The organism is Pseudomonas sessilinigenes (genome assembly GCF_003850565.1).
Lineage (GTDB): Bacteria > Pseudomonadota > Gammaproteobacteria > Pseudomonadales > Pseudomonadaceae > Aquipseudomonas > Aquipseudomonas sessilinigenes.
The window spans coordinates 5,359,554-5,379,733 of record NZ_CP027706.1 but is presented as its reverse complement, the minus strand read 5'-3'; the positions used below and the strand labels follow the sequence as shown (position 1 = coordinate 5,379,733).

Sequence of the window (20,180 nt, the reverse complement as noted above, 5' to 3'; positions counted from 1 at the left end):
CGCCCTCCTCAGTTGGTAAAGAAGCGATTGGCCAGGGCAAGCTGCCCACGGCACTCTGTAATGATGCGCTTGAGTAACTCCGCGCAAGTGGGGATGTCGTTAATCAAGCCGACGACCTGTCCGGCCCATACCAACCCGGCATTCAAGTCCCCAGTCTCCAGGGCCAGGCGCCCCTTCTGGCCGGACACCAGATGTTGGATGTCCTTGAATTCGCAACCACCTTCGCGGCGTTCAAGGCTGACCACCTCGTTCGATACCGGTGTTTTCAGGACGCGACCGGTGTTATGCAAGGTGCGAAAAATCAGGTTGGTTTCACGCTCGCTGGCGCCCAGCAAAGCCTCTTTGACGGCCTGATGAATCGGTGCCTCGACGGTCGCGCAGAAGCGCGTACCCATATTCACGCCCTCGGCCCCCAGCACCAGTGCTGCGGCAAGGCCGCGGCCATCAGCAATTCCACCGGATGCGATCACCGGGATTTCCAGAGCACTAGCGGCCAGAGGAATCAGCACCAGGCCACCCACGTCGTCCTCACCGGGATGACCGGCACACTCGAAGCCGTCAATGGATACTACGTCCACCCCATTGCGCTGCGCAGACAAGGCATGGCGTAGCGAAGTGCACTTATGCAGAATCTTCACGTCATGCGCCTTGAAGCGAGCAATGAACTCCTTAGGACTGTTACCCGCGGTCTCCACGACCTTTACCCCGCTGTCGATGATTGCCTCGACATATTCGGCGTAAGGTGGTGGGTTCACCGAAGGCAAGATGGTCAGGTTCACGCCAAAGGGTTTTGTGGTGATATCCCGGGTCCGCTGGATTTCTCTGCGCAGATCCTCAGGTGTTGGTTGAGTCAGGCCGGTCAGCATGCCCAGGCCTCCAGCATTAGAGACGGCCGCGGCCATTTCTGCACGTCCCACCCACTGCATGCCGCCTTGTACGATAGGGAATTCGATTCCCAGAAGCTCGGTAATCCGGGTTCTCATGGTCAAACTCCTCACAACCGCTCGATGATGGTGACGTTGGCCATGCCACCGCCTTCGCACATGGTCTGCAGGCCATATCGCTTGCCATGCACGCCAAGGGCGTTGATCAGGGTGGTCATCAATTTGGTGCCCGAAGACCCCAGCGGGTGGCCCAGGGCGATAGCACCGCCATGCACATTGAGTCGAGAGGCGTCCGCGCCAAGTGCTTTCAACCAGGCCAGTGGTACCGAAGCAAAGGCCTCGTTGACCTCGTACAAATCGATGTCGTCGATCCGCATGCCGGACTTTTCCAAGGCTCTCTGAGTCGCAGGAATGGGCGCCTCGAGCATGATCACCGGATCATGGCCCAGTACACTCATGTGATGGATCCTGGCCAAGGGTTCCACTCCTAGAGCCTTGAGCCCTCGCTCATTGACCACCATGACTCCGGACGCGCCATCGCAAACCTGACTAGCGTTGGCAGCAGTAATCACTCCGCCTTCATGCAACAGTTTGACGCTGGAGATGCTGTCCAGGGTTGCGTCAAAACGGATGCCCTCATCTACCTGGTGCAGGTGATCAACGTTACCCTCGCCAGTGGCACGGACCAATAACGGCAGGATTTCATTACGGAACGCTCCCGCCTCGACGGCACGTGCCGCTTGCTGATGGCTGCGCAAAGCAAAACCATCCAGATCCTCACGGCTCAGGCCATACTTCTGGGCCATTTGCTCAGCACCGCTGAACTGACTGAAACGTATCCCTGGATAACGCTCCTCTATCGCTGGGCCGACGTACAGACCGTAGCCGTGTTCGTTAGGCAACGTACTGGGCAGGAACATAGGCACCCGGGTCATGCTCTCGACACCGGCAGCTATGACCACGTCCTGACTGCCCGACATCACGGCTTGGGCGGCAAAGTGCAAGGCTTGCTGTGAAGAACCGCATTGGCGGTCGAGGCTGGTGCCTGGCACGCTTTCCGGCAGCATCGAGGACATGATCGCGTTACGAGCGATATTGTTGGATTGCTCGCCGATCTGACTGACGCATCCCATGATCACATCATCGATTCGTGCCGGGTCGACATCGACCCTGGAGACCAACTCATTGAGTACTTGAGCGGACAGATCCGCTGGATGCCAACCGGACAAGCGTCCGTTACGACGTCCTCCCGCGGTACGCACTGCTGCAACGATATACGCTTGGCTCATCTCTTTTGTCCTCATCCCAAATTGACAACCTGCTTTGCGGCAGGCGGGTTTCCAGCGCCGCAGCGCGATGGGATGAAGCCTATGGCGGGTAGTCGGAAGATGCGCCGTTCTTTAGGACTAATCTACTTCCTGTTGGATCATCCCGCAGAGCTCACTGGAACCTGTCCTCTATCGCTCGGACACACCTCCAGTAATACCCACGCCTCTATGTGTTCTATGCAAATTAGTCCGTTCGAACCCATGCAGGCCCCCGGCGTTTGCTTAGGATCAGCCCTGCCACTCTCCCCCGCTGGAGAGTGAAAGAACAACAACAAGAGCGACCTAACTATGAAAAAAACCCTTAATGCGGTTTGTCTCTCAGGACTATTTTGCTCAGCCTTGCTCCTGATCAGTTCCCCGGCAAGTGCTCAAGAAGGACATTGGTGGCTACGTACCGGCCCCGCCTTTGTTGATTTCAAGAATGACGTCACCTTGAAAGCGCCCTTACTCGGCGGCGAAGTTCCCGGAGCGAATGCCAGTGTCAAAGACAACGTCAGCGTGGCAGCTGAGATTGGATATGACTTCACTGATAACTGGGCTCTAGGTCTCACCCTCGGGTACCCACCCACCACTGAACTGAAGGCGGGGGGCTCGCTCAAGAACTTGGGTAAGCTTGGCAGCATCACTTACGGCCCGGCGGTCCTGACCGCCCAATATCGGTTTACCAACTTCGGCAGATTCCAGCCTTATCTTGGTGCAGGGTGGTCTTACATGCTTGTACTTGATTCCAAAGACAAGGCCGTTAGCAATCTGAATGTCGACGACGTGAACGGACTGACCCTGCAGGCCGGCTTCGAATATCGCAATAACGAAGACATGGGGTTGTTTTTCGACGTCAAGCGACTGTTTTTGGAAGCAGAAGCTACTGGCAACGCCCCTCCAGCCATGGGCGGTATTCCGGTCAAGGGCGAGATTGTCCTGGACCCTTTCGTCTACAGCGCCGGGGTCGTGTTCTACTTCTGAAGTTCTCACAGCGCCGGTGGCAAGCGGCCACCGGTCAACGGGCTTGCGCTTTGTTAGTCAAAGCGCAGCTCAGAGGAGCAAGCCGTCATGCAGTACTGGACGAAAACAAAAATTTCCCAGCGCTTGGCGCTCTGCCTGAGCCTAGTGCTGATTCTCGTAGTCTTTCTCGGTGTATTTGCGCTGTTCAACCTGGCCAAGATCCGCGCCACTAACCAGCGATTACAAGAAACCTGGTTACCCCAGCAAACATGGTTGCTCGATTTGCAAAACCAGTTGCAGAACAGCCCCCAGGACACCCAGGTACTGAGAAATCTATTAGCTGCACTGCCATCCGGCCAGGCGACCCCGGCGTCCGAGGACGTTCGTGACGCACTGGTGAGCTACCTGAATGAGCCTCTAATGCAAGCCCCTTTGCAGGGGGCTTTGTTGCGCCTGAGTAGACAGCAACTAGAGGAAAGCTATGGAATGGCCACGTCAGATGCCTCTGTGCAGGCGCATGTTGGCAATGTGGTGGTTACAGTCATTCCACCGGTGCTGGCGATTACCCTGCTATTGCTCTGGCGCCTGATCATAAGTATCACCAGGCCCATTCAAGCCGCAGTTGTTGTCGCGGAACACATAGCTGCCGGTCATCTTGGTCACCCAGTGGAGATCCATGGGCCGAACGAAACTCGGCGCCTGGGACTGGCCCTGGAAACCATGCGTGAAAATCTGCACAGCACGCTGACGCAGATCCAGCAAGGCAGCAACGATCTGCTTCTGGCGGCGGATGCAATGCGCAATACGGCGCAAATTAACACCGACAATCTGCAGCGGCAGAACCAGCAGGTCGAGCACACCGCCGCTGCCATCAACCAGATGGCGGCCTCGGTCGCACAGGTCGCCCGACACGCCAATGCCACAGCACTGAGCTCCCGAGATTGCGTCGACGTATCCAAGGAAGGCCAGCAGCGCCTGCACGTGACGGTCACTGATATCCAGGTATTGGTGACACAGGTGCTCGAGGCCTGCCTGCATTCCGAGCAATTGACCTACAAGGCCAAGAATATCGGCCAGGCTCTAGTGATCATTCGAGACATCGCCGAGCAGACCAACCTGCTGGCCTTGAACGCCGCCATCGAGGCCGCACGAGCTGGGGACAGCGGCCGTGGCTTTGCAGTGGTAGCGGACGAAGTTCGAGCTCTGGCTCGGCGAACCCAGGCATCGACCAAGGACATCGAGCAGATTGTCGAACAGATCCAACTAGAAACGCAGCAAGCGACTCGAGCCTTGCACAATAGCGCAGAGCAGGCTAGCCAGACGCTGGTCCGAACCACTCAAACCAGTGACAGACTGCAACATTTTGCAGAGCTCAGCACCAGAATCAACGACAACAACACCAGCATCGCCAGCGCCACCGAAGAACAGGCCATGGTATCGCAAGATATCGACGGTAATCTGGCACGTATTCATGAATTGACCAGTCTCAGCCTGAGCCAGGCCCGTGTGACAGCCAAGGCTGGTGACTCCTTGAGCGATTTGGCAGGCCAGCTACGCGAAGCCGTTATCCGCTTCACGTTATAGGCTCTACAACAGGTTCGGCGATCAGCCGGACCTGTTGAGAGTTTTCCACGTTTTGGCAAACGCTGTATTTCAGCCGATCAGTTCACGACCGAACAAATTGCGAGCCACAACCCAGCGCTGCACTTCATTCGCGCCTTCATAGATCTCGCCGATCTTGGCATCTCGATAAATCGACTCCAATGGAAAATACGTGGAGGTTTCTTTCAACTCCCGAACAAATCCATAGGCACCGCATACCTGGATGGCGTCGCGAGCCACATCCACCGCAAGCCGGCTGCCGGCGATCTTGGCCATTGCTGCTTCGACTTCCGCCTGGCCCTCCTGGTCGTAGCGCAGCGCCGCTTTGATATAGAGATTGCGGGCACTCTCGATACCCAGAGCATGTTCGGCAAACACGAACTGCCAGTGTTGAAACCGTGCCAGCTCCTGACCAAACACCTTGCGCTTACTGCTGTAATCAACAGCGAAGTCCACCGCGGCCTGAGCCATGCCGACCCCAATGGCACCAATCCCCATCCGCCCGAGCATCAAAGCCCCAAGGGCGGCACGCAAGCCCCCGCCAACCTCACCCACGACATGATCATCGGCGACAAAGACATTTTCGATATGCACGTCGGCCGTCAGTTGGGCATGGTTACCCATTTTCAGGTCCGGCTCACCCACCGAAACTCCGGAGGCATGCATGTCGACACACAGCATGGTCAACCGGTCCCCTGTACGACAAAGGAGTAGCATCAAATCGGCGGCAACCGAGTTGGTGATCCAGCGCTTGTGGGCATTCACCACCCACCCACCCTCGACTCGCTCCGCCCGGCTATGCATGGAGCCGACCGACAGATCAGTACTTGCCTCCGGTTCGCTTGTGGCAAAGGCCCCTACAAATCCGCCTTTGACCAGTTGTGGTAGGTACCGTTGGCGCAACGCCGGGTCCGCTCGATCCAGCGTCTTGCCCACCAGGATCGCTTGGCCATCGTAGAGTGCCGAGGCGGCGCCGGGTGAGTAGTAGGCCAACTCCTCAATGGCGACCAGCGTCGCAAGAGTCGGGTACTTCAGCCCGCGCCCCCCCACATCGCTAGCAAAGGGAATTTCATACAGACCGGCTTCACTCATCAGCTCGAACAGCTCTCTGGGAAACCCATCCCGGCGCTCAGGAGCTGTATTTAATGAATGAGCTCTTGGACGAAGCTTAAGCTCAGCGAACTCCCTGGCCTCGGCACGAATAGCAAGGGTTTCTTCAGGCAGAAATATGTCATTGAACATATGTTCGGAACGGCGGTGAGGATAGCTCATCAGATTCTCCATTTTTTTTTGTATTGGTTGAATATCAACGGCGGCAATTGCGTCCGAGAAGGTTCGCCCAAGAAACGACGAATTAGATGTAGCCTTTCGGCGATTGGAGGTGAACCTTGTTATGGACAGCGCTATGTCCATCCTAGAGCGTTCCGCCCCGAGGGAAACCATACTAAAGAAGGGGTAAGTGGATGGTGGGAAATTCCACTAGCTGGTTACCAGATAGTGACCAGCTGACATCTTGCTGGGGAGTAGGTGCAAGAGTATGGCGAATGTTCTAAATAACTAGATTGGATAATGATGCTTATTAGGGTCATCCAATGAGTAAATCTAAACTTTTTTATGTGTCAGCATCCCAGGATGCAGCTCCGCGCTTGCCATAGATTGAAGCAGGTGTAATAGCCAAAACAGCCGCTAATACATGAATAAGCTCCGTTGAAAGTCCGACGAAGCTCGTCGGACTGGGAGGATTAACCTTCGATGCGGTAGCCTTTAAATAGAAATACCGAACCCAAGGCATAGTCGTCTATCAACTCGTTGAATCGCGCAATCGTTTCGTTCTTGCAGTGTTGGAGAAACGCAGCTTCATCGACATATACTTCATCCAAATAGAAGCGATTGCGGTTGTGCTGATCGCGAATCACCTCGAAGCGAAGAGTGCCCTGAGCTCGGAGCTCGGAGCTTTTCTGAGGCACGCATCATGTAGGTGGCCACCGCCTCTTTGATCGCTGGCAGTTCCTGCAGGCGTTGGCCGAACATGCGGCTGCAGCAGATCTCCTACTTCGGCGGAGCGGGGTCGTCCAGTTCCAGTTAGGCGTAAAGCTCATTGACTACAATAAAGGCAAAGAGGGCTTATCAGGTTTCCCAGCGGTCAGCACTTGTCCCGACCATCTCCGAGGATGCGACCAAGAATAAGCCACTTGTAGAGTTTTGCGATGCAGATGTACGCGGCCCACGCCGTAAGCGCGGAGATCAAAAAACATAATGCAGTGCTGCTTGAGTTGTAGTGGGATTTAACTACTTCATCCAGTGCTAGGGCGAAGTACATCGTGATGACGCACAATGCTGCAATTACCGAGCATTTGCAGGCGAGAAGTATTAAGTAAGCTGTGCGTCGGGCGTTTCTTGATACGGCCATTAAATCCCCTGGCTACATTCCATAATGTGTATCTGATACAAGATGCGTATCTATTATTCATGAATTTAATATCCAATGATATCACATTGACGCCATATTCATGGCAATCTTATACCTAAGTATTATGCGGCTCATGTGGAAGTCATGCACTGGGCCGTCTGGTCGCCGTTGCGGCTGCTGTGCCGACTGGTAACGGGCCAGATTGAGGCGCTATGGCAGAATGATTCTATGGATGTTTCCACGGCCTTATTGCTGCTGACTCGCCTGTGTGAACTGGGTAAGCTCTCTGCCACTGGTGACGAAAGAATAATTAGTTATACGTGTCATCGTCCAATGAGGAGGTCTGAACTTTTTTATGTGTCAGCATCCCAGGCTGCAGCTCCGTGCTGGCCATGGTGTGAAGCAGGTGTAATAGCCAAAAACAGCCGCTAATAATTGAGACCTCGATGGCTTGATTAGTTGGGGTTTCGAAAATCCATGCGCCAATATTATTGAAATATTGGCGCATAGAAAATCACAAGGATTTAATTGCTAGATACGGCATCACAAGTGTGAATCTTGAGAAAACCACTGCTCTTCCTAAAAGTGGGTGCATCCTACCTTCTCGTGCCTCGAGAGCTGCACATGCTTAAATTTTATAGCTTTATTTACAGAGAGAAACTTGCTTGTCAAGTATTCGCCATCACGCCCATTAAAATGCCGATATGGGGCCTTCTGGTTTATCCATAATCCAGGCAGTCGTAACTGTAATTTTAGGCCATACAGGAAGGACATATTTGCTAGATATATAGCTTTCAGTCGAACTGAGTTCCTTTTTGAATTAACTCAACCTTAAAGCCATCTGGATCCTGTAAAAATGCAATGATGGCGCGTCCGAAATTCATATGACCAGCCTCACGGAGAACCTTGTAACCGAGTGCTTTTGCACGATCACAAATTGCGGCCGCGTCCATGACTTCAATGGCAACATGACCATAAGCATCACCCAAATTGTAATTATCTTGATCCCAGTTATGAGTCAGCTCCAATACTGTATTGTCTTGCTCGGCGCCATAACCAATGAAGGCTAATGTGAATCGTCCCTCCAAATAGTCTTTGTGCCTTAATAATCGCATGTCTAGAACGCGAATATAAAAATCAAGCGCCGCTTGAAGATTACTTACGCGCAACATAGTGTGCAGAACTCTCATGAATAAGCTCCTTTGAAAGTCCGACGAAGTTCGTCGGACTGGGAAGATTAACCTTCGATGCGATAGCCTTTAAATAGAAATACCGGACCCAAGGCATAGTCGTCTATCAACTCGTTGAATCGCGCAATCGTTTCGTTCTTGCAGTGTTGGAGAAACGCAGCTTCATCGACATATACTTCATCCAAATAGAAGCGATTGCGGTTGTGCTGATCGCGAATCACCTCGAAGCGAAGAGTGCCCGGCTCCTTTTCTAATGAGCTGTTGGCATCAAATAGCCCAGCACTGACAAAAGCCTCACGCTTGTCAGAAGGAACATCGAACTGCACCAGTACGTGATAAGTCATGATTGATTCCGATTGAAGAATTATAGGGAGCGATCGCAGGAAGGATGCTAGGCTGGGAGGTCAGTTATTAAAAGTAACTAATAGTCATCAACACGCTAACAAAAAGAGATCATATGAAGCTCTCACAACTCAGCTTCTTCTGTGCCGTGGTCGAGCATGGCACCATTGCGGCAGCGGCAGCACAGCTGCATTGCGTACCATCAAACATTACTACGCGGCTACGCGAGCTAGAGGGGCAGCTTGACGTTGTCTTGTTCAATAGAGAAAAGAACCGCCTGCTAGTGACTCCTGAGGGGCGCTTGCTATACCGCAATGCCAAGCAGATTCTGGCAATGACTGCCGATACCCAGTCGTTGTTCTCCAGCGAAAAGCCACATGGTGTGCTGCGAGTGGGAGCTTTGGACGTAGCGCTGGCCAATCATCTGCCCCCACGTCTTTCACGATACCGTCGCGAGAATCCAACAGTGGAACTGCACATTCGCCCAGAGCACTCGATGCTACTGGAGCGTCTACTAATGGAGGGGGAAATGGATCTTATACTCACTGACGGCCCGATTGAGCACCCATTGCTAGCTAGCCGCCTGGCATTCCGTGAGCGCTTATTGCTAGTCACTCCAACTAAGCTCTCGGCACCTTCAACGGAGGAACTTGAACATCTTGAGCTTTACGTATTTGGCCACACTTGCCATTACCGCCGTCAGGTCGACCATTGGTTAGAGACCTGCGATATCAAACCACGGGTGGCTCTGGAAATCGAGTCATACCCCAACATCTTTGCCTGTATAGAAGCAGGGTTGGGTTTTGCCTGTGTGCCAGAAAGTGTCGTCAACCAATTTTCTCTTACACATAAAGGATTCTATGCCCAACACATTCAAGGCCTGGGTTCGAGTGACATTCATTTTGTTTGGCGTAAGCAGCAAGCCTCTCCGCTGATTCAGGGTTTTATTGAGAGCATCGAATCTACACTTTGAGTGTACGCAGCGGAACTCCACTATTCTTCTCCGCCAGTTATCCCGCAACGATCAGGTTACAAAAGACTTAAAGATCTAGAAAATGAGCTTATAAATTCCAAACACCCCAAGTGCCAACAAAAAATAAAAAGCATACTGAACACTTTTCGGCGTGACCCTTCTACTGAGCACAATCAATTCATCGAAGAAAAATGAGGTGAAATCATTGATATCTATATCCATTTCAACCCCTGCTTCGTCAAAAATAGCCAAAGCTTCACCATATTTAATTCGAGCAATTTTTGCGGTTAGCTCATTGCGATCATCTATTTTTACACGGTCTTCAGCAAAACACTGCCATGCCATCATTCGTGCCGCCTTCTCGCCTTCCGAGTCTAGTAGGCCAATAGAAAAGACTCTTTCATTTGCCTCTTTATTAACCTTTGAAAAGCCATACAACTCAAGATTTCTCATAAAGCCTCCTAGGACTTCATAAATAAGATTAAAAAATTTACACTAATTTCCCGCTGAAGCTCGGGGAGCTGCGATTCATAGAAACAAGCTAGTACTCATAAGAAACGACCCTCTAAAGTTAATCATATTAAACACCACCCCCCACAATACCCACGGAGACGTCAGTCCCATGAGGGAAAAACAGATAAATATAGCTATAAGCCAAGCGCAAAAGCACTTCGTCCGCCGCCACCACTTCGATCGCTTGGTAAGTAGTGAAACTTTAAGATCATCGGTATGTTTACGACGTGCTCTCATAAACTGTCTTCCAAGCATGGATAACCCAAGTTTTCCATCAACACCTTCCCGCCGGCCGCCCCTGACTGAGGAGGGCCGGGCAACTTATGAAAAGCATTAAAAGTTAATTAATGGCGCAAGAAATTCAACCATCACAGTTGGCCTGGAATTAAATTAGCGCTTGCGCTTACGAAACTTAGAGCGCGCCCACTGTTTAATTTGCTCCCAATATTCTTTCCCCAGTAGCGCTATCGCAATAAGAAATAGAACTTCGCCAACCACCACCAGAACCGACATGACGGCAATCTTATTCGGTATCTCGAGGAAGGGAATGATAGGGAAAGCCAACCAATAAAGTAGGACCAGCCCGAGTAAACCGAAACCAGCTTTCTTTTTAAAGCTGACTTTTTCACTGCTGAGGATAGTGGGTAGTTTGCGCAGCCAACTCTGTAGATCATCAATGATCGTGTAGACGGCCGGAATTACCAGCAGGCTCAGTACTGTGGAGGTAATCAATCCACCAATGACGGCGACCGCCATTGGGCTGCGGAAGCTCGGGTCGGCACTGCCCAGGCCCAAGGCTACCGGTAGCATGCCTGCCCCCATAGCAAGAGTGGTCATGATGACCGGGCGCGCCCTTTTGTGGCAGGCGTCGATCAACGCCTCGGTACGTCCCATGGGCTGCTCTGTCGCCACTCCATCCGGGCCGGGATGGCCGCGACGAGCCTCGATTGCATAATCCACCAACAGAATGGAGTTCTTGGTAGCGATCCCCATCAACATCACCAACCCGATGAGCGAGGACAGCGAGAACGCCTGACCTGCCAGCAACAACCCGACGAAGGCACCGCCTAACGACAAGGGAAGCGCTGCAAGGATGGTGACAGGCTGAAAAAAATCCTTGAACAGCAGTACCAGGACTACATAGATCGCCAATACGCCGCTGAACATGGCTACGCCGAAACCGGTGAACAACTCGCGCATCATTTCTTCGTCGCCCTGCGTCACCTGATGGACGCCGCCAGGCAAATTGCGGATCGAAGGCAACGTCGCCACCTGAGCGGTTAGGTCACCCAGCGGCATCCCGGAGAGTTCAACATCGATGATGACACTGCGGGCACGATTGATTCGGCTCAAGCGTGCCGGACCGCCATTTTGCTCAAGTTGCACCACCTGGTTGAGCAGCACCGGTCCCTTGGCTCCCCTAACCGTCAAGCGTTCCAGGAGACGCATATCCTCCCGCACATCTCGCGATAACTTGACCACGATAGGTATCTGGCGTTGTTCCAGATTGAGCTTGGCCAGCAATTGGTCATAGTCACCGACAGTCGCCACCCGCAACGTATCGGCGATAGCAGTCCCTGTAACCCCTAGCTCGGCGGCTTTGGCGAAGTCCGGCCGCAAGATGATTTCATTACGGACCAGACCCGTATTGGAGGAGATGTTGCCCAGGCCGGGAAGGTTTCGCAGGTCCTGCTGTACTGTATCTGCTGCCTCAGCCAGCAACCTAGGATCGTCGCCTGCTAGCACCAGTTGGTACTTCTCACCCGAATTGCCGAATCCCACCTTGCTGCGCACGCCGGCCAGCTCGGCCATCTGTGTACGGATCTGGGCCTCAATTACATTTTTCTTCGGCCGTTCCTTACGCGGGTCGAGCAGCACGGTAAGCATGGCGACACGCATTTCGGGCTTGCTTTCCTCGCCTGAGGTACTTCCCGCAGAGCCACCACCGATGGTGGTGAAGATGCGCTGCACGTGGGGCAACGATTCCAGGCGACGACGCGCATCTTCGGCCTTCGCCTGGGTCTGAGCCAGCGTGGCACCAGGAGGCAGCTCCAAAGTGACTTGGGTTTGAGAGTTGTCATCGGGAGGGAAGAACCCTTGGGGCAACAGTGGAATCAACATCAGCGAGCCGACGAAAAAACCACCCGCCATGAACAGGGTGATCCAACGATGGCCCAAAGCCCATTGGCTTATGCGCAAGTAAGCTGGCATCCAGAATGGGTCGCGCTGGGGCCTTGAATGAGCCTTCATCAGATAGGCTGCCATCATCGGGGTCAGCAGGCGCGCCACCACCAGAGACGCGAATACTGCCAAAGCCGCTGTCCAGCCAAACTGCTTGAAGAACCTGCCGGCGATACCGTCCATGAAAGCCGTTGGCAGAAACACCGCTATCAGCGCGAAAGTTGTGGCTACCACAGCCAAGCCGATCTCCGAGGCTGCGTCCTTGGCCGCTTGCAGCGGTGTCTTGCCCAAGGTTATGTGGCGTTCAATGTTCTCCACTTCAACAATGGCGTCGTCCACCAGCAGTCCGATTACCAGCGACAGAGCTAGCAGGGTCACTGCGTTCAACGAGAACCCCATCATGTCCATAACGATGAATGCCGGCAGTACGGATAATGGTAAGGCTGCAGCTGAAATCAGGGTGGCGCGAACATCCCGCAGAAACAAGAACACGATGAGGATCGCCAGAAGCGCGCCTTCGTAAAGTATGCTCATGGAGGCATCGAACTCATCCTGCGCAGTCTGGACGAAGTCGAAGACCTGAGTGATCTGCAGGTCGGGCCGTTCACGACGCAATTGCGCTATTGCTTGCTGCACCCCGTCGCCTACTTCTACCTCGCCAGCCCCCTTGGCTCGAGCGATCTCGAAGCCGACCACAGGCTTACCGTCGAGCAAGGCCAGGGAGTTACGCTCGGCAACGGTATCCTTGATGCTTGCCACCTCCCCGAGCCGAAAATGCTGCCCACCCGGAGCCGACAGTTCCACCGCTGTCAGCTCATCAGCACTTTTGACTCGCGCCATGAGACGCAACGGCTGTTTGCTATGACCCAGATCGACCAAACCGCCCGTAGCGTCGGTTTGTACATTGCGCAGTTGCTGCGAAATTTCGGCCGCTGTGACACCGATCGCTTCCAGCTTCAATGGATCAAGCTCAACCTGGATTTCACGGCTCAACCCACCAACGCGGGTCACCGAGCCCACTCCCCTGATCCCTCTCAAGTTTCGCGACAGGGTGTTGTCCACATACCAGGACAGCTCGCTTTCATCCATATTGCTAGAGCTGATAGAAAACGCCAGGATCGGACTACCGATGATGTTCAGCTTGCTAACGATTGGATCGCGCAGGTCTGTCGGCAGGTCCGCGCGTACACGCTGCACGGCCGAACGTACATCGTCCACGGCTTCCTGCACGGGTTTTTCAAGGCGGAACTCGGCGGAAATCGACACCATGCCATCTTGGATGGTGCTACGTAGATTTTTCAGACCTTGCACGGAAGAAATCGAGTCTTCCAACTTACGTGCGACCTCAGTTTCCAACTGCGGTGGCGCCGCGCCCGGGAGTGCCGCCGATACCGAGACGGTCGGCAGATCCATATCCGGAAAGTTCTGTACCTTCATTCCATGGAAGGCGTAAAGACCAGCAATACTCAATATCAGGAACAGCAGAATAGAAGGAATGGGACTGCGGATAGACCAGGTCGAAAGATTCATGTCGGGGCTCTCAATGCTGGTCAGGGTTGGCAGGTGAACTGGCTAGCCGAACTCTGTCACCGTTGTTCAGAAAGGCCCCGCCGCTGGCGACGATACGCTCGGCTCCTTTAAGACCTGAAAGGACTTCCTGTTGGTCGCCGAAGATGCGTCCAACGCTAACCTTCAGTGCAGAGACCTGCATGTCCTTGCTCACTACAAATACCAAGTGAAAACCATCACGAGCCACCACAGCGGACTGCGGCACCATCATCGCTCGTTGTATCCCCGTCATCAGTTCACCGCTGACATACGCCCCAGGTGGGATAAAGCCCTCCTCCCCTGCTTTCGCGCTGTCGATGTCCACATAAACCATCCCCCGACGTGAGCTTGGATCGATAGTCGGAGCAACAAGACGTACCACACCGCTCCACGTGCTGCCGCCAGGCGAGGTGATCATGGCTTTTTGGCCTGGGCGAATCTGCTCTAATTGTTGCGCAGCCAATTCCGCTCTCCATTCGAGGCGGCCCTGGCGAATCAAGCGGAACATTTCATTACCCTGGGCTGGTACCGAACCGATGGTTGCTGAGCGCGCAGCCACGATTCCATCGTCAGGAGCACGCAGTACCGTCTGGCTCAAGCGCAGTTTCTGCAACGCCAGCTGGGCCCGAGCGGTTTCCAGGCGGGCCTGGGTAGTCTGTTCCTGGGTCAATAGTTGTTGAATACGTTGCGCGCTTAGGTTGCCGGAATCCTCCAAGTTACGAGCCCGCTGGCCATCCGCGCGTGCTTCTCCTGCCGCCGCGCTAGCCTCATGCAAGGCCGCCTCTGCCAGCATTCGATCGTTCTCCACCGTATCGCGAGCAAACCTTGCGAGGGGTTGCCCCTTTCGCACTCGGTCTCCGACTTGGACCAAAACTTCCTCTACGCGCAATCCGTTGATCTCTGGGCCAATAATTGCCTCTTGCCACGCAGCAACTGAACCGTTGGCGCTGATCACATTGCTCACCGGTTGCAAGGTCGGGGTGGCAAGGCTGACTGTCAGTGCGGGCTTACTGGCCTCCGCAACCGCTGGTAGTTCTGTAGGCCCGCAGGCTGTCATGAACAGAGGAAGAGTCAGCGCCAGTGCAATGACATAGAAAGGCGAAGGTCGCATGCGGGCCTCGGTGTTCAAGGGTGTTGGTTGGGTCATGGTTTAGATTCAGTATTCATAGATGAGCGGTCGAAGCCCCCGCCAACAGCGCGGTAGAGGGTTGTCCAGGCACGTCGACCTTCCAGATCCAAGGCCAACGAATCCTGCTCGGCCGCGCGCGCCTTGCGCCGGAGCTCCTCCAGCTCGAACGGACTGAGCATTCCTTCCTGTAGCAAGCGCTCGCTCGACTGCAGACGAATAGCCGCTTGTTCAGCAGCGACGCGGCTGTAGCACAAGCGCTGGTCGGCACTGTCGAGTTGCACTAAGGCTTCTTCGATTTCGCGTACTGCAAGGCGAACCCGTGCGTGGTACGCACTGATCGAGGCATTGAGATCTTCCTCGGCGGCCCGCTGGTCAGCAGCCCGACGTCCGGCATCGAATATCGGAAGATTTAGCGCCAGGGGTCCGAAGGTCCAGCTAGTGGCATTGCGAACGCTGACGTCTCCAGCATCGATACTGCTGCGCCCGACGAAACCCTCCAGGCTCAAACGAGGTAAGCGGTTGGCTTGCGCTTGCATGACCCTTGCCTGAGCTTGTATGACATCCAGCTCGGCCACATAGACGTCGGGACGCTGGCTCAGGGCCTGGGCTGGTATTGCCGACACGCTGAATGAGGCTAATGACAGAGGGCGTTGCCAGGCGGGTTGCAACAGTTGTCGGAGACTAGGTTCGCTTTGTCCGGTCAAGGCTACTAGTCCCTTGATCTGTAGCTCACAAGTAGCTTGTTGCTTCTGCAACTGCCCCATCACCTGCGCTGCGTTATATCGCTCTGCTGCCAGTTCCCCATCTGCAGCCATGCCAGCTTGCAAAGAACGCAGCATCATCTGAACCGAGCGCTCATAAGACTCCGCGTCCCGGTTATAGAGTTCCGACTGACGCTGACAAATACGTGACGCGTAATAAAGATCGGCTACTTCTGCTGCAACCAAAATGCGGGCGTTATGCCATTGTGCATCGGCACTTTCTAGTCCCGCTTGACCACTGCTTAGTTGCGAACCATTAAGTTTGGCCAAGTCCAGCGCCCAACTGACTTGAACCCCTGTTTGAGTTTGAGTGTAGGCACCATTAGCGAGTGGAGAATAGGACTTATTACGCGACATAGTTGCTGTTAATTCTGGCAGCAAAGATGATAGATCCTGCACCTGTGATGCCTTCGCCCGTTCTATTCGTGCTAATGCACTTGCGATATTGGGGCTGACTTCATTAGCGGCCTCAATTAGCGTCACAAGCTCCGGCTCATTTTGCGATTTCCACCAATTCTTCAACTCAGTTGCCCGCCGTGAATCAGGCATTGGCGCTTCCCATTGCGCCGGCACTTTGGGATCGGCTGATAGTTGCTCCACATGTTTGGTTGCACAACTACATAAGAGCAAGGCAGTACTGATAAAAGAAAAAAAGAGTGCTAGCCGGTGGGGGCGTTTAAACAACCGCATTGGATTCACCGTTGAATTGGCAGTTGACTGCATGAGCAGGCTTCCCCTGTAGGGCGCGAACTGTCACTCGCTAATTGAGTGACATGTTGAGTAAAGAGAATTTTCATAGAAATAAACCGCGGGCAGGTTAGATACTCCGGATGCTATAGATTTTCCCGGTAGGCAATACATTTCCTCGTAAAAAACTTTCCAATCCCGCTTGGATATCGGTGCTTAGTATTTCTATCGAATTCAAGAATGGAGAGAAGCAATCGCTGTGTTCACCACGTTTTCCTGAGAGATCAGAAGGCCCACTGGACGGGGTTGATTTAGCGTCCGAGATGCCCGAACAGAGGGAGGATCTCAGTGGGCTCCTGCGTAAGACTCTCGGCATGTGAAGTCCATAGGTAACTGTCGACGAGATCGTCGCCCAATATCTGCAAGTCTTTTTCATGGACGTTTCGGGCATGGGAAGCTTCGTTTGAGAATCCATCTTCTTGCTCCCCCCTAGCGAGGCATTGCTTTTCGAGGACTCCGCCGCGATCTCGGTAGCCTGGACCTTGATCACTGCTCTATCGGTGCTATTTACATGTGGAGAAAAGTCATTTACAGCTTCCTCCGAGTGCGCCACCTGCGAATGACTACAGGCGCTCATCAGCAAAACGCCGACAATCAACAGCAGAAGCTCAATAGGCCAATTCGAAACTTTCAAAAAATAAACGGAGTACTCCGTCTCATTATATCTTAAAAAAAAAGCCCATCGATGAAGGGCGTTTTAAAACGGTTCTATTCACCATGATCCAAACCTGCGTTGAAATTCAGGAACAAATAGATAGGTTCTTACAAAATCGCCGAGTGCCGCAGCAGCGTGGTCAGTATTGGCGGCCAAGCCCAAATTCATTTCCAGCCACAGACCGCTGAGTAATGAAAACAAGAGCCCCGCCGCTCCTTGTGGAGAAAGACCCGGGCGAACCCAGCCCTCACGTTGACCATTGGCTAGAAGCTCAATCAGCTGTTTACGCATCTGCTGGTCTACTTCAATGAGACGTGTCTGGTCATGACCACGCGTTACCTCCAACCAGCTATCCAGGCTGAGATCAAGATCTCCAGGGCACAATTCCTGCGCCAGTTTCTCTGCGCTGATGCTAGCTAAGTGGTGCAACCCGTCCTTACTGAATAATTGTTGAGCCTGAGAAAGGTAGCGTTCGCACTCAATTGCGATAATGGCGTCAATAATCTCTCGTTTGTCGGAGAAATAACGAAAGACCGCTCCGGCACTCATGCCCGCCTGCTGGCAGATGTCTTCGGTACGGGCGCCATGGAATCCCTTCTCCTTGAAGACGCGGGTAGCTGCCAACAGGATCTGTTCGCGGCGTTGCTCATGCAATTGTTCGTTGCGGGTGCGGGCCATAGCTGGTGCCACTCAATAAACGGACTGAATAGTCGCATAATTAACCATGGCAGCGGCAATGTCAACCGCCTCATCAACGGCACGCCCTAGGTTTGATATTGAGTGTCTAGGGAAACTCCGAACAAGTTGCTCCTCATCTTGAAATGGACGGCTTGTAGATCGTGTTCTTGGCCAAGCCACGGAAGCGGGTTTTCACATAACCGAATTGGCGCTTGATCACACGGAATGGATGTTCGACCTTCGCTCGCGCCTGCGCTTTGACCTTCTCGATCTTGCGTCTGGCTTTATAGAGCACGCTGCGTTTGCTCAAGTGTTTGTAGGTGCTACGACGAGCCGCAATCTGCCAGATCACCTGCCGCCCTTCATGCTCCGGCCGTTTCTCCACGCGGTATAACCCGCATCGGCATCTCATCGCCATGCAACAGGTGCGCGACCTCCGTTACATCAGCTACATTCGTCGTTGTGCCGTGGACGTGGTGCACCAGCTCCGACTCGGCATTGGCCCCGATATGCGCCTTCATGCCGAAGAAATACTGATTACCCTTCTTCGTCTGATGCATTTCAGGATCGCGTTTGCCTTCCTTGTTCTTGGTCGAACTGGGTGCGTGGATGCTGGTGGCGTCGACGATGGAGCCCTGGCGCAACAGGCCCTTGTCTCGCAGGTAATTGTTGATTGTTTCCAGAATCCCCGAAGCCAGTTCGTGCTTCTCCAGCAGGTGCTGGAAGCTCATGATTGTCGTGTCTTCGGGGATCGGAGCGCTGAGCGTCAGACGAGCAAACTGGCACATCGAAGTGATCTCGTGCAGCGCCTCTTCCATGGCTGGGTCGCTCAGCGAGAACCAGTTCTGCAGCAGATGAACACAATGGGACGGGGGCTATTTCAGGGCAGTTCAGATGACCTGTGCTGACTTGATCGGAGAGTCCTTAGGTGTCCAGCTACATTGGGTTGATATCAGTCGCGACATACTATGGGTCGGCAGATGTATCTCTGTCAGCAATCCAGGATGCACAGCAAGTTCCTCCATATCCGAGTGGCCTACCCGCACGCGAAGTATTAAGTTGGGTTGGGCCTGATAACCACAGGTTATCCGTACCTGTTGATCGAGCCGCATTGAGCGAGATGAAAATGACAGATCCTGTACAGTTACCCTCCTCCCAGCCGTTGGTGCTGGCGGAGTTGGCCGACAGCACTCGCGCCGCCGCTGAAGCGTTCATCTCCGCAGGCACCGCAGCCAATACCGTTCGCAGCTACCGCAGCGCCCTGACCTACTGGTCGGCCTGGCTGCGGCTACGCTACGGACACGTGCTGGGCGATGCGCCACTCCCCGCGACCGTGGCCGTGCAGTTCGTCCTCGATCATTTGGCCCGGCCGTTGGCCGACGGTACCTGGGCGCACCTGCTGCCGCCGGCGATCGACGTGGCGCTGGTGACCGCCCGGGTCAAGGGGGGACTGGGGGCGCTGGCCTTCAATACCGTCAGTCACCGCCTTTCGGTGCTCGGCAAATGGCATCGGCTCAACGGCTGGGCCAATCCGTGCGAAGAACCGGCGCTGAAGACCTTGCTCCGCGACGCGCGCAAGGCGCAATCGCGCCAGGGTGTGACGGTGCGCAAGAAAACCGCGATTGTGCTGGAGCCGTTGCAGGCGCTACTCGCCACTTGCACCGACGGCGTGCGCGGGGTACGTGATCGCGCTCTCCTCCTGCTGGCATGGAGTGGCGGTGGCCGTCGGCGGTCCGAGGTGGTCGGCCTGCAGGTCGGCGACGTGCGCCAACTGGATGTTGACACCTGGCTGTACGCTCTCGGCACCACCAAGACAGACACCGGCGGGGTGCACCGTGAGAAGCCGCTGCGCGGCCCAGCAGCGCAGGCCCTCGCTGCCTGGCTGGTGGCGGCACCTGCTGACAGTGGCCCGCTGTTCCGCCGGCTTTACAAAGGTGACAAGGTCGGCACCACAGCGCTGTCAGCGGACCAAGTCGCACGCATTGTCCAGCGCCGAGCGCAACTGGCGGGTCTCGACGGCGATTGGGCGGCGCACAGTTTAAGGTCGGGGTTTATAACCGAGGCCGGGCGCCAGGGCGTGCCGCTCGGCGAAGTGATGGCCATGACTGAACATCGCAGTGTCACCACGGTGATGGGTTACTTTCAGGCAGGCTCCCTGCTCGACAGTCGGGCCAGTCAGCTCCTCGGACCGACACCGATCGCGAGCGAAGCTGCGCCAGAACCAGCAGCCGGGTCAAAGGGGACGAGCGTCTTCTGCGCGTCAGCCATGACGAACGCGGGAGACTGAGGCGGTTGCG

Annotated in this window: 14 protein-coding genes and 4 pseudogenes; 5 read left to right on the top strand and 13 right to left on the bottom strand. The window is 54.5% G+C overall.

Annotation, left to right across the window (positions count from 1 at the left end):
- Window positions 1–8 precede the first annotated feature (8 nt).
- Entirely contained in the window at window positions 9–983 is a 975-nt protein-coding gene (locus C4K39_RS24700; RefSeq protein WP_124347641.1) for an NAD(P)H-dependent flavin oxidoreductase, read from the bottom strand.
- Between the two features lie 11 nt (window positions 984–994).
- Window positions 995–2,173, bottom strand: coding sequence for an acetyl-CoA C-acetyltransferase (locus C4K39_RS24695; RefSeq protein WP_124347640.1), 1,179 nt, complete (start codon window positions 2,171–2,173; stop codon window positions 995–997).
- Between the two features lie 327 nt (window positions 2,174–2,500).
- Here C4K39_RS24695 and C4K39_RS24690 point away from each other — a divergent pair, with 327 nt between their 5' ends.
- The 3 genes and pseudogenes from C4K39_RS24690 (at window position 2,501) to C4K39_RS32320 (ending at window position 4,738) form a co-directional block, all read left to right on the top strand.
- The gene (locus C4K39_RS24690) at window positions 2,501–3,175 is read left to right on the top strand and encodes an OmpW/AlkL family protein (protein WP_124347639.1); all 675 of its coding nucleotides are present in this window, start codon (window positions 2,501–2,503) and stop codon (window positions 3,173–3,175) included.
- A gap of 87 nt (window positions 3,176–3,262) precedes the next feature.
- A pseudogene (locus C4K39_RS32325) lies at window positions 3,263–3,880 on the top strand (HAMP domain-containing protein); the annotation flags it as partial.
- Window positions 3,875–4,738, top strand: coding sequence for a methyl-accepting chemotaxis protein (locus C4K39_RS32320; protein WP_437179390.1), 864 nt, complete (start codon window positions 3,875–3,877; stop codon window positions 4,736–4,738). The pseudogene C4K39_RS32325 and the gene C4K39_RS32320, both read left to right, overlap by 6 nt.
- Before the next feature lie 69 nt (window positions 4,739–4,807).
- Here C4K39_RS32320 and C4K39_RS24680 read toward each other — a convergent pair whose 3' ends face one another.
- The 5 genes and pseudogenes from C4K39_RS24680 to C4K39_RS24660 form a co-directional block, all read right to left on the bottom strand.
- Window positions 4,808–6,169: an acyl-CoA dehydrogenase family protein gene (locus C4K39_RS24680; RefSeq protein ID WP_225926533.1), complete on the bottom strand. Its 1,362-nt coding sequence runs from the start codon at window positions 6,167–6,169 to the stop codon at window positions 4,808–4,810.
- A gap of 329 nt (window positions 6,170–6,498) precedes the next feature.
- Window positions 6,499–6,690: pseudogene (locus C4K39_RS24675) on the bottom strand (heme-binding protein); the annotation flags it as partial.
- Window positions 6,659–6,838: pseudogene (locus C4K39_RS31880) on the bottom strand (DNA polymerase V subunit UmuC); the annotation flags it as partial. The pseudogenes C4K39_RS31880 and C4K39_RS24675, both read right to left, overlap by 32 nt.
- Before the next feature lie 1,122 nt (window positions 6,839–7,960).
- Window positions 7,961–8,356 carry a lactoylglutathione lyase gene (gloA, locus tag C4K39_RS24665; protein WP_124347636.1) on the bottom strand — a complete coding sequence of 132 codons (396 nt, stop codon included), beginning with the start codon at window positions 8,354–8,356 and terminating at the stop codon, window positions 7,961–7,963.
- Between the two features lie 47 nt (window positions 8,357–8,403).
- A complete protein-coding gene (locus C4K39_RS24660; protein WP_124347635.1) occupies window positions 8,404–8,700 on the bottom strand; it encodes a heme-binding protein in 297 nt (98 codons plus the stop codon).
- 113 nt (window positions 8,701–8,813) lie between these two features.
- Between C4K39_RS24660 and C4K39_RS24655 the strand changes: the two genes are divergently transcribed.
- The gene (locus C4K39_RS24655; RefSeq protein ID WP_124347634.1) at window positions 8,814–9,671 is read left to right on the top strand and encodes a LysR family transcriptional regulator; all 858 of its coding nucleotides are present in this window, start codon (window positions 8,814–8,816) and stop codon (window positions 9,669–9,671) included.
- Window positions 9,672–9,746: 75 nt separating this feature from the next.
- Here C4K39_RS24655 and C4K39_RS24650 read toward each other — a convergent pair whose 3' ends face one another.
- The 6 genes and pseudogenes from C4K39_RS24650 to C4K39_RS24625 form a co-directional block, all read right to left on the bottom strand.
- Entirely contained in the window at window positions 9,747–10,124 is a 378-nt protein-coding gene (locus C4K39_RS24650) for a hypothetical protein (protein ID WP_124347633.1), read from the bottom strand.
- 450 nt (window positions 10,125–10,574) lie between these two features.
- Window positions 10,575–13,895 carry an efflux RND transporter permease subunit gene (locus C4K39_RS24645; RefSeq protein WP_124347632.1) on the bottom strand — a complete coding sequence of 1,107 codons (3,321 nt, stop codon included), beginning with the start codon at window positions 13,893–13,895 and terminating at the stop codon, window positions 10,575–10,577.
- A gap of 10 nt (window positions 13,896–13,905) precedes the next feature.
- Window positions 13,906–15,060, bottom strand: a complete 1,155-nt coding sequence (locus tag C4K39_RS24640) for an efflux RND transporter periplasmic adaptor subunit (protein ID WP_053130055.1) — start codon at window positions 15,058–15,060, stop codon at window positions 13,906–13,908.
- Entirely contained in the window at window positions 15,057–16,526 is a 1,470-nt protein-coding gene (locus tag C4K39_RS24635; protein ID WP_124347631.1) for an efflux transporter outer membrane subunit, read from the bottom strand. Before C4K39_RS24635 ends, C4K39_RS24640 begins: the two co-directional genes overlap by 4 nt.
- A 736-nt stretch (window positions 16,527–17,262) precedes the next feature.
- Window positions 17,263–17,883: a TetR/AcrR family transcriptional regulator gene (locus C4K39_RS24630; RefSeq protein WP_124347630.1), complete on the bottom strand. Its 621-nt coding sequence runs from the start codon at window positions 17,881–17,883 to the stop codon at window positions 17,263–17,265.
- 160 nt (window positions 17,884–18,043) lie between these two features.
- A pseudogene (locus C4K39_RS24625) lies at window positions 18,044–18,743 on the bottom strand (IS5 family transposase); the annotation flags it as partial.
- 260 nt (window positions 18,744–19,003) lie between these two features.
- On the opposite strand from C4K39_RS24625, the gene C4K39_RS24620 reads away from it, so the two are divergent.
- A complete protein-coding gene (locus C4K39_RS24620) occupies window positions 19,004–20,170 on the top strand; it encodes a site-specific integrase (protein WP_124348391.1) in 1,167 nt (388 codons plus the stop codon).
- Window positions 20,171–20,180 lie beyond the last annotated feature (10 nt).

What these genes read in the sequence shown, in the direction of transcription:
- C4K39_RS24700 (WP_124347641.1), bottom strand. Translation starts at nt 983, where the DNA reads ATGAGAACCCGGATTACCGAGCTTCTGGGAATCGAATTCCCTATCGTA.
- C4K39_RS24695 (WP_124347640.1), bottom strand. Translation starts at nt 2,173, where the DNA reads ATGAGCCAAGCGTATATCGTTGCAGCAGTGCGTACCGCGGGAGGACGT.
- C4K39_RS24690 (WP_124347639.1), top strand. Translation starts at nt 2,501, where the DNA reads ATGAAAAAAACCCTTAATGCGGTTTGTCTCTCAGGACTATTTTGCTCA.
- C4K39_RS32320 (WP_437179390.1), top strand. Translation starts at nt 3,875, where the DNA reads ATGCGTGAAAATCTGCACAGCACGCTGACGCAGATCCAGCAAGGCAGC.
- C4K39_RS24680 (WP_225926533.1), bottom strand. Translation starts at nt 6,169, where the DNA reads ATGGACATAGCGCTGTCCATAACAAGGTTCACCTCCAATCGCCGAAAG.
- gloA (WP_124347636.1), bottom strand. Translation starts at nt 8,356, where the DNA reads ATGAGAGTTCTGCACACTATGTTGCGCGTAAGTAATCTTCAAGCGGCG.
- C4K39_RS24660 (WP_124347635.1), bottom strand. Translation starts at nt 8,700, where the DNA reads ATGACTTATCACGTACTGGTGCAGTTCGATGTTCCTTCTGACAAGCGT.
- C4K39_RS24655 (WP_124347634.1), top strand. Translation starts at nt 8,814, where the DNA reads ATGAAGCTCTCACAACTCAGCTTCTTCTGTGCCGTGGTCGAGCATGGC.
- C4K39_RS24650 (WP_124347633.1), bottom strand. Translation starts at nt 10,124, where the DNA reads ATGAGAAATCTTGAGTTGTATGGCTTTTCAAAGGTTAATAAAGAGGCA.
- C4K39_RS24645 (WP_124347632.1), bottom strand. Translation starts at nt 13,895, where the DNA reads ATGAATCTTTCGACCTGGTCTATCCGCAGTCCCATTCCTTCTATTCTG.
- C4K39_RS24640 (WP_053130055.1), bottom strand. Translation starts at nt 15,060, where the DNA reads ATGACCCAACCAACACCCTTGAACACCGAGGCCCGCATGCGACCTTCG.
- C4K39_RS24635 (WP_124347631.1), bottom strand. Translation starts at nt 16,526, where the DNA reads ATGCAGTCAACTGCCAATTCAACGGTGAATCCAATGCGGTTGTTTAAA.
- C4K39_RS24630 (WP_124347630.1), bottom strand. Translation starts at nt 17,883, where the DNA reads ATGGCCCGCACCCGCAACGAACAATTGCATGAGCAACGCCGCGAACAG.
- C4K39_RS24620 (WP_124348391.1), top strand. Translation starts at nt 19,004, where the DNA reads ATGAAAATGACAGATCCTGTACAGTTACCCTCCTCCCAGCCGTTGGTG.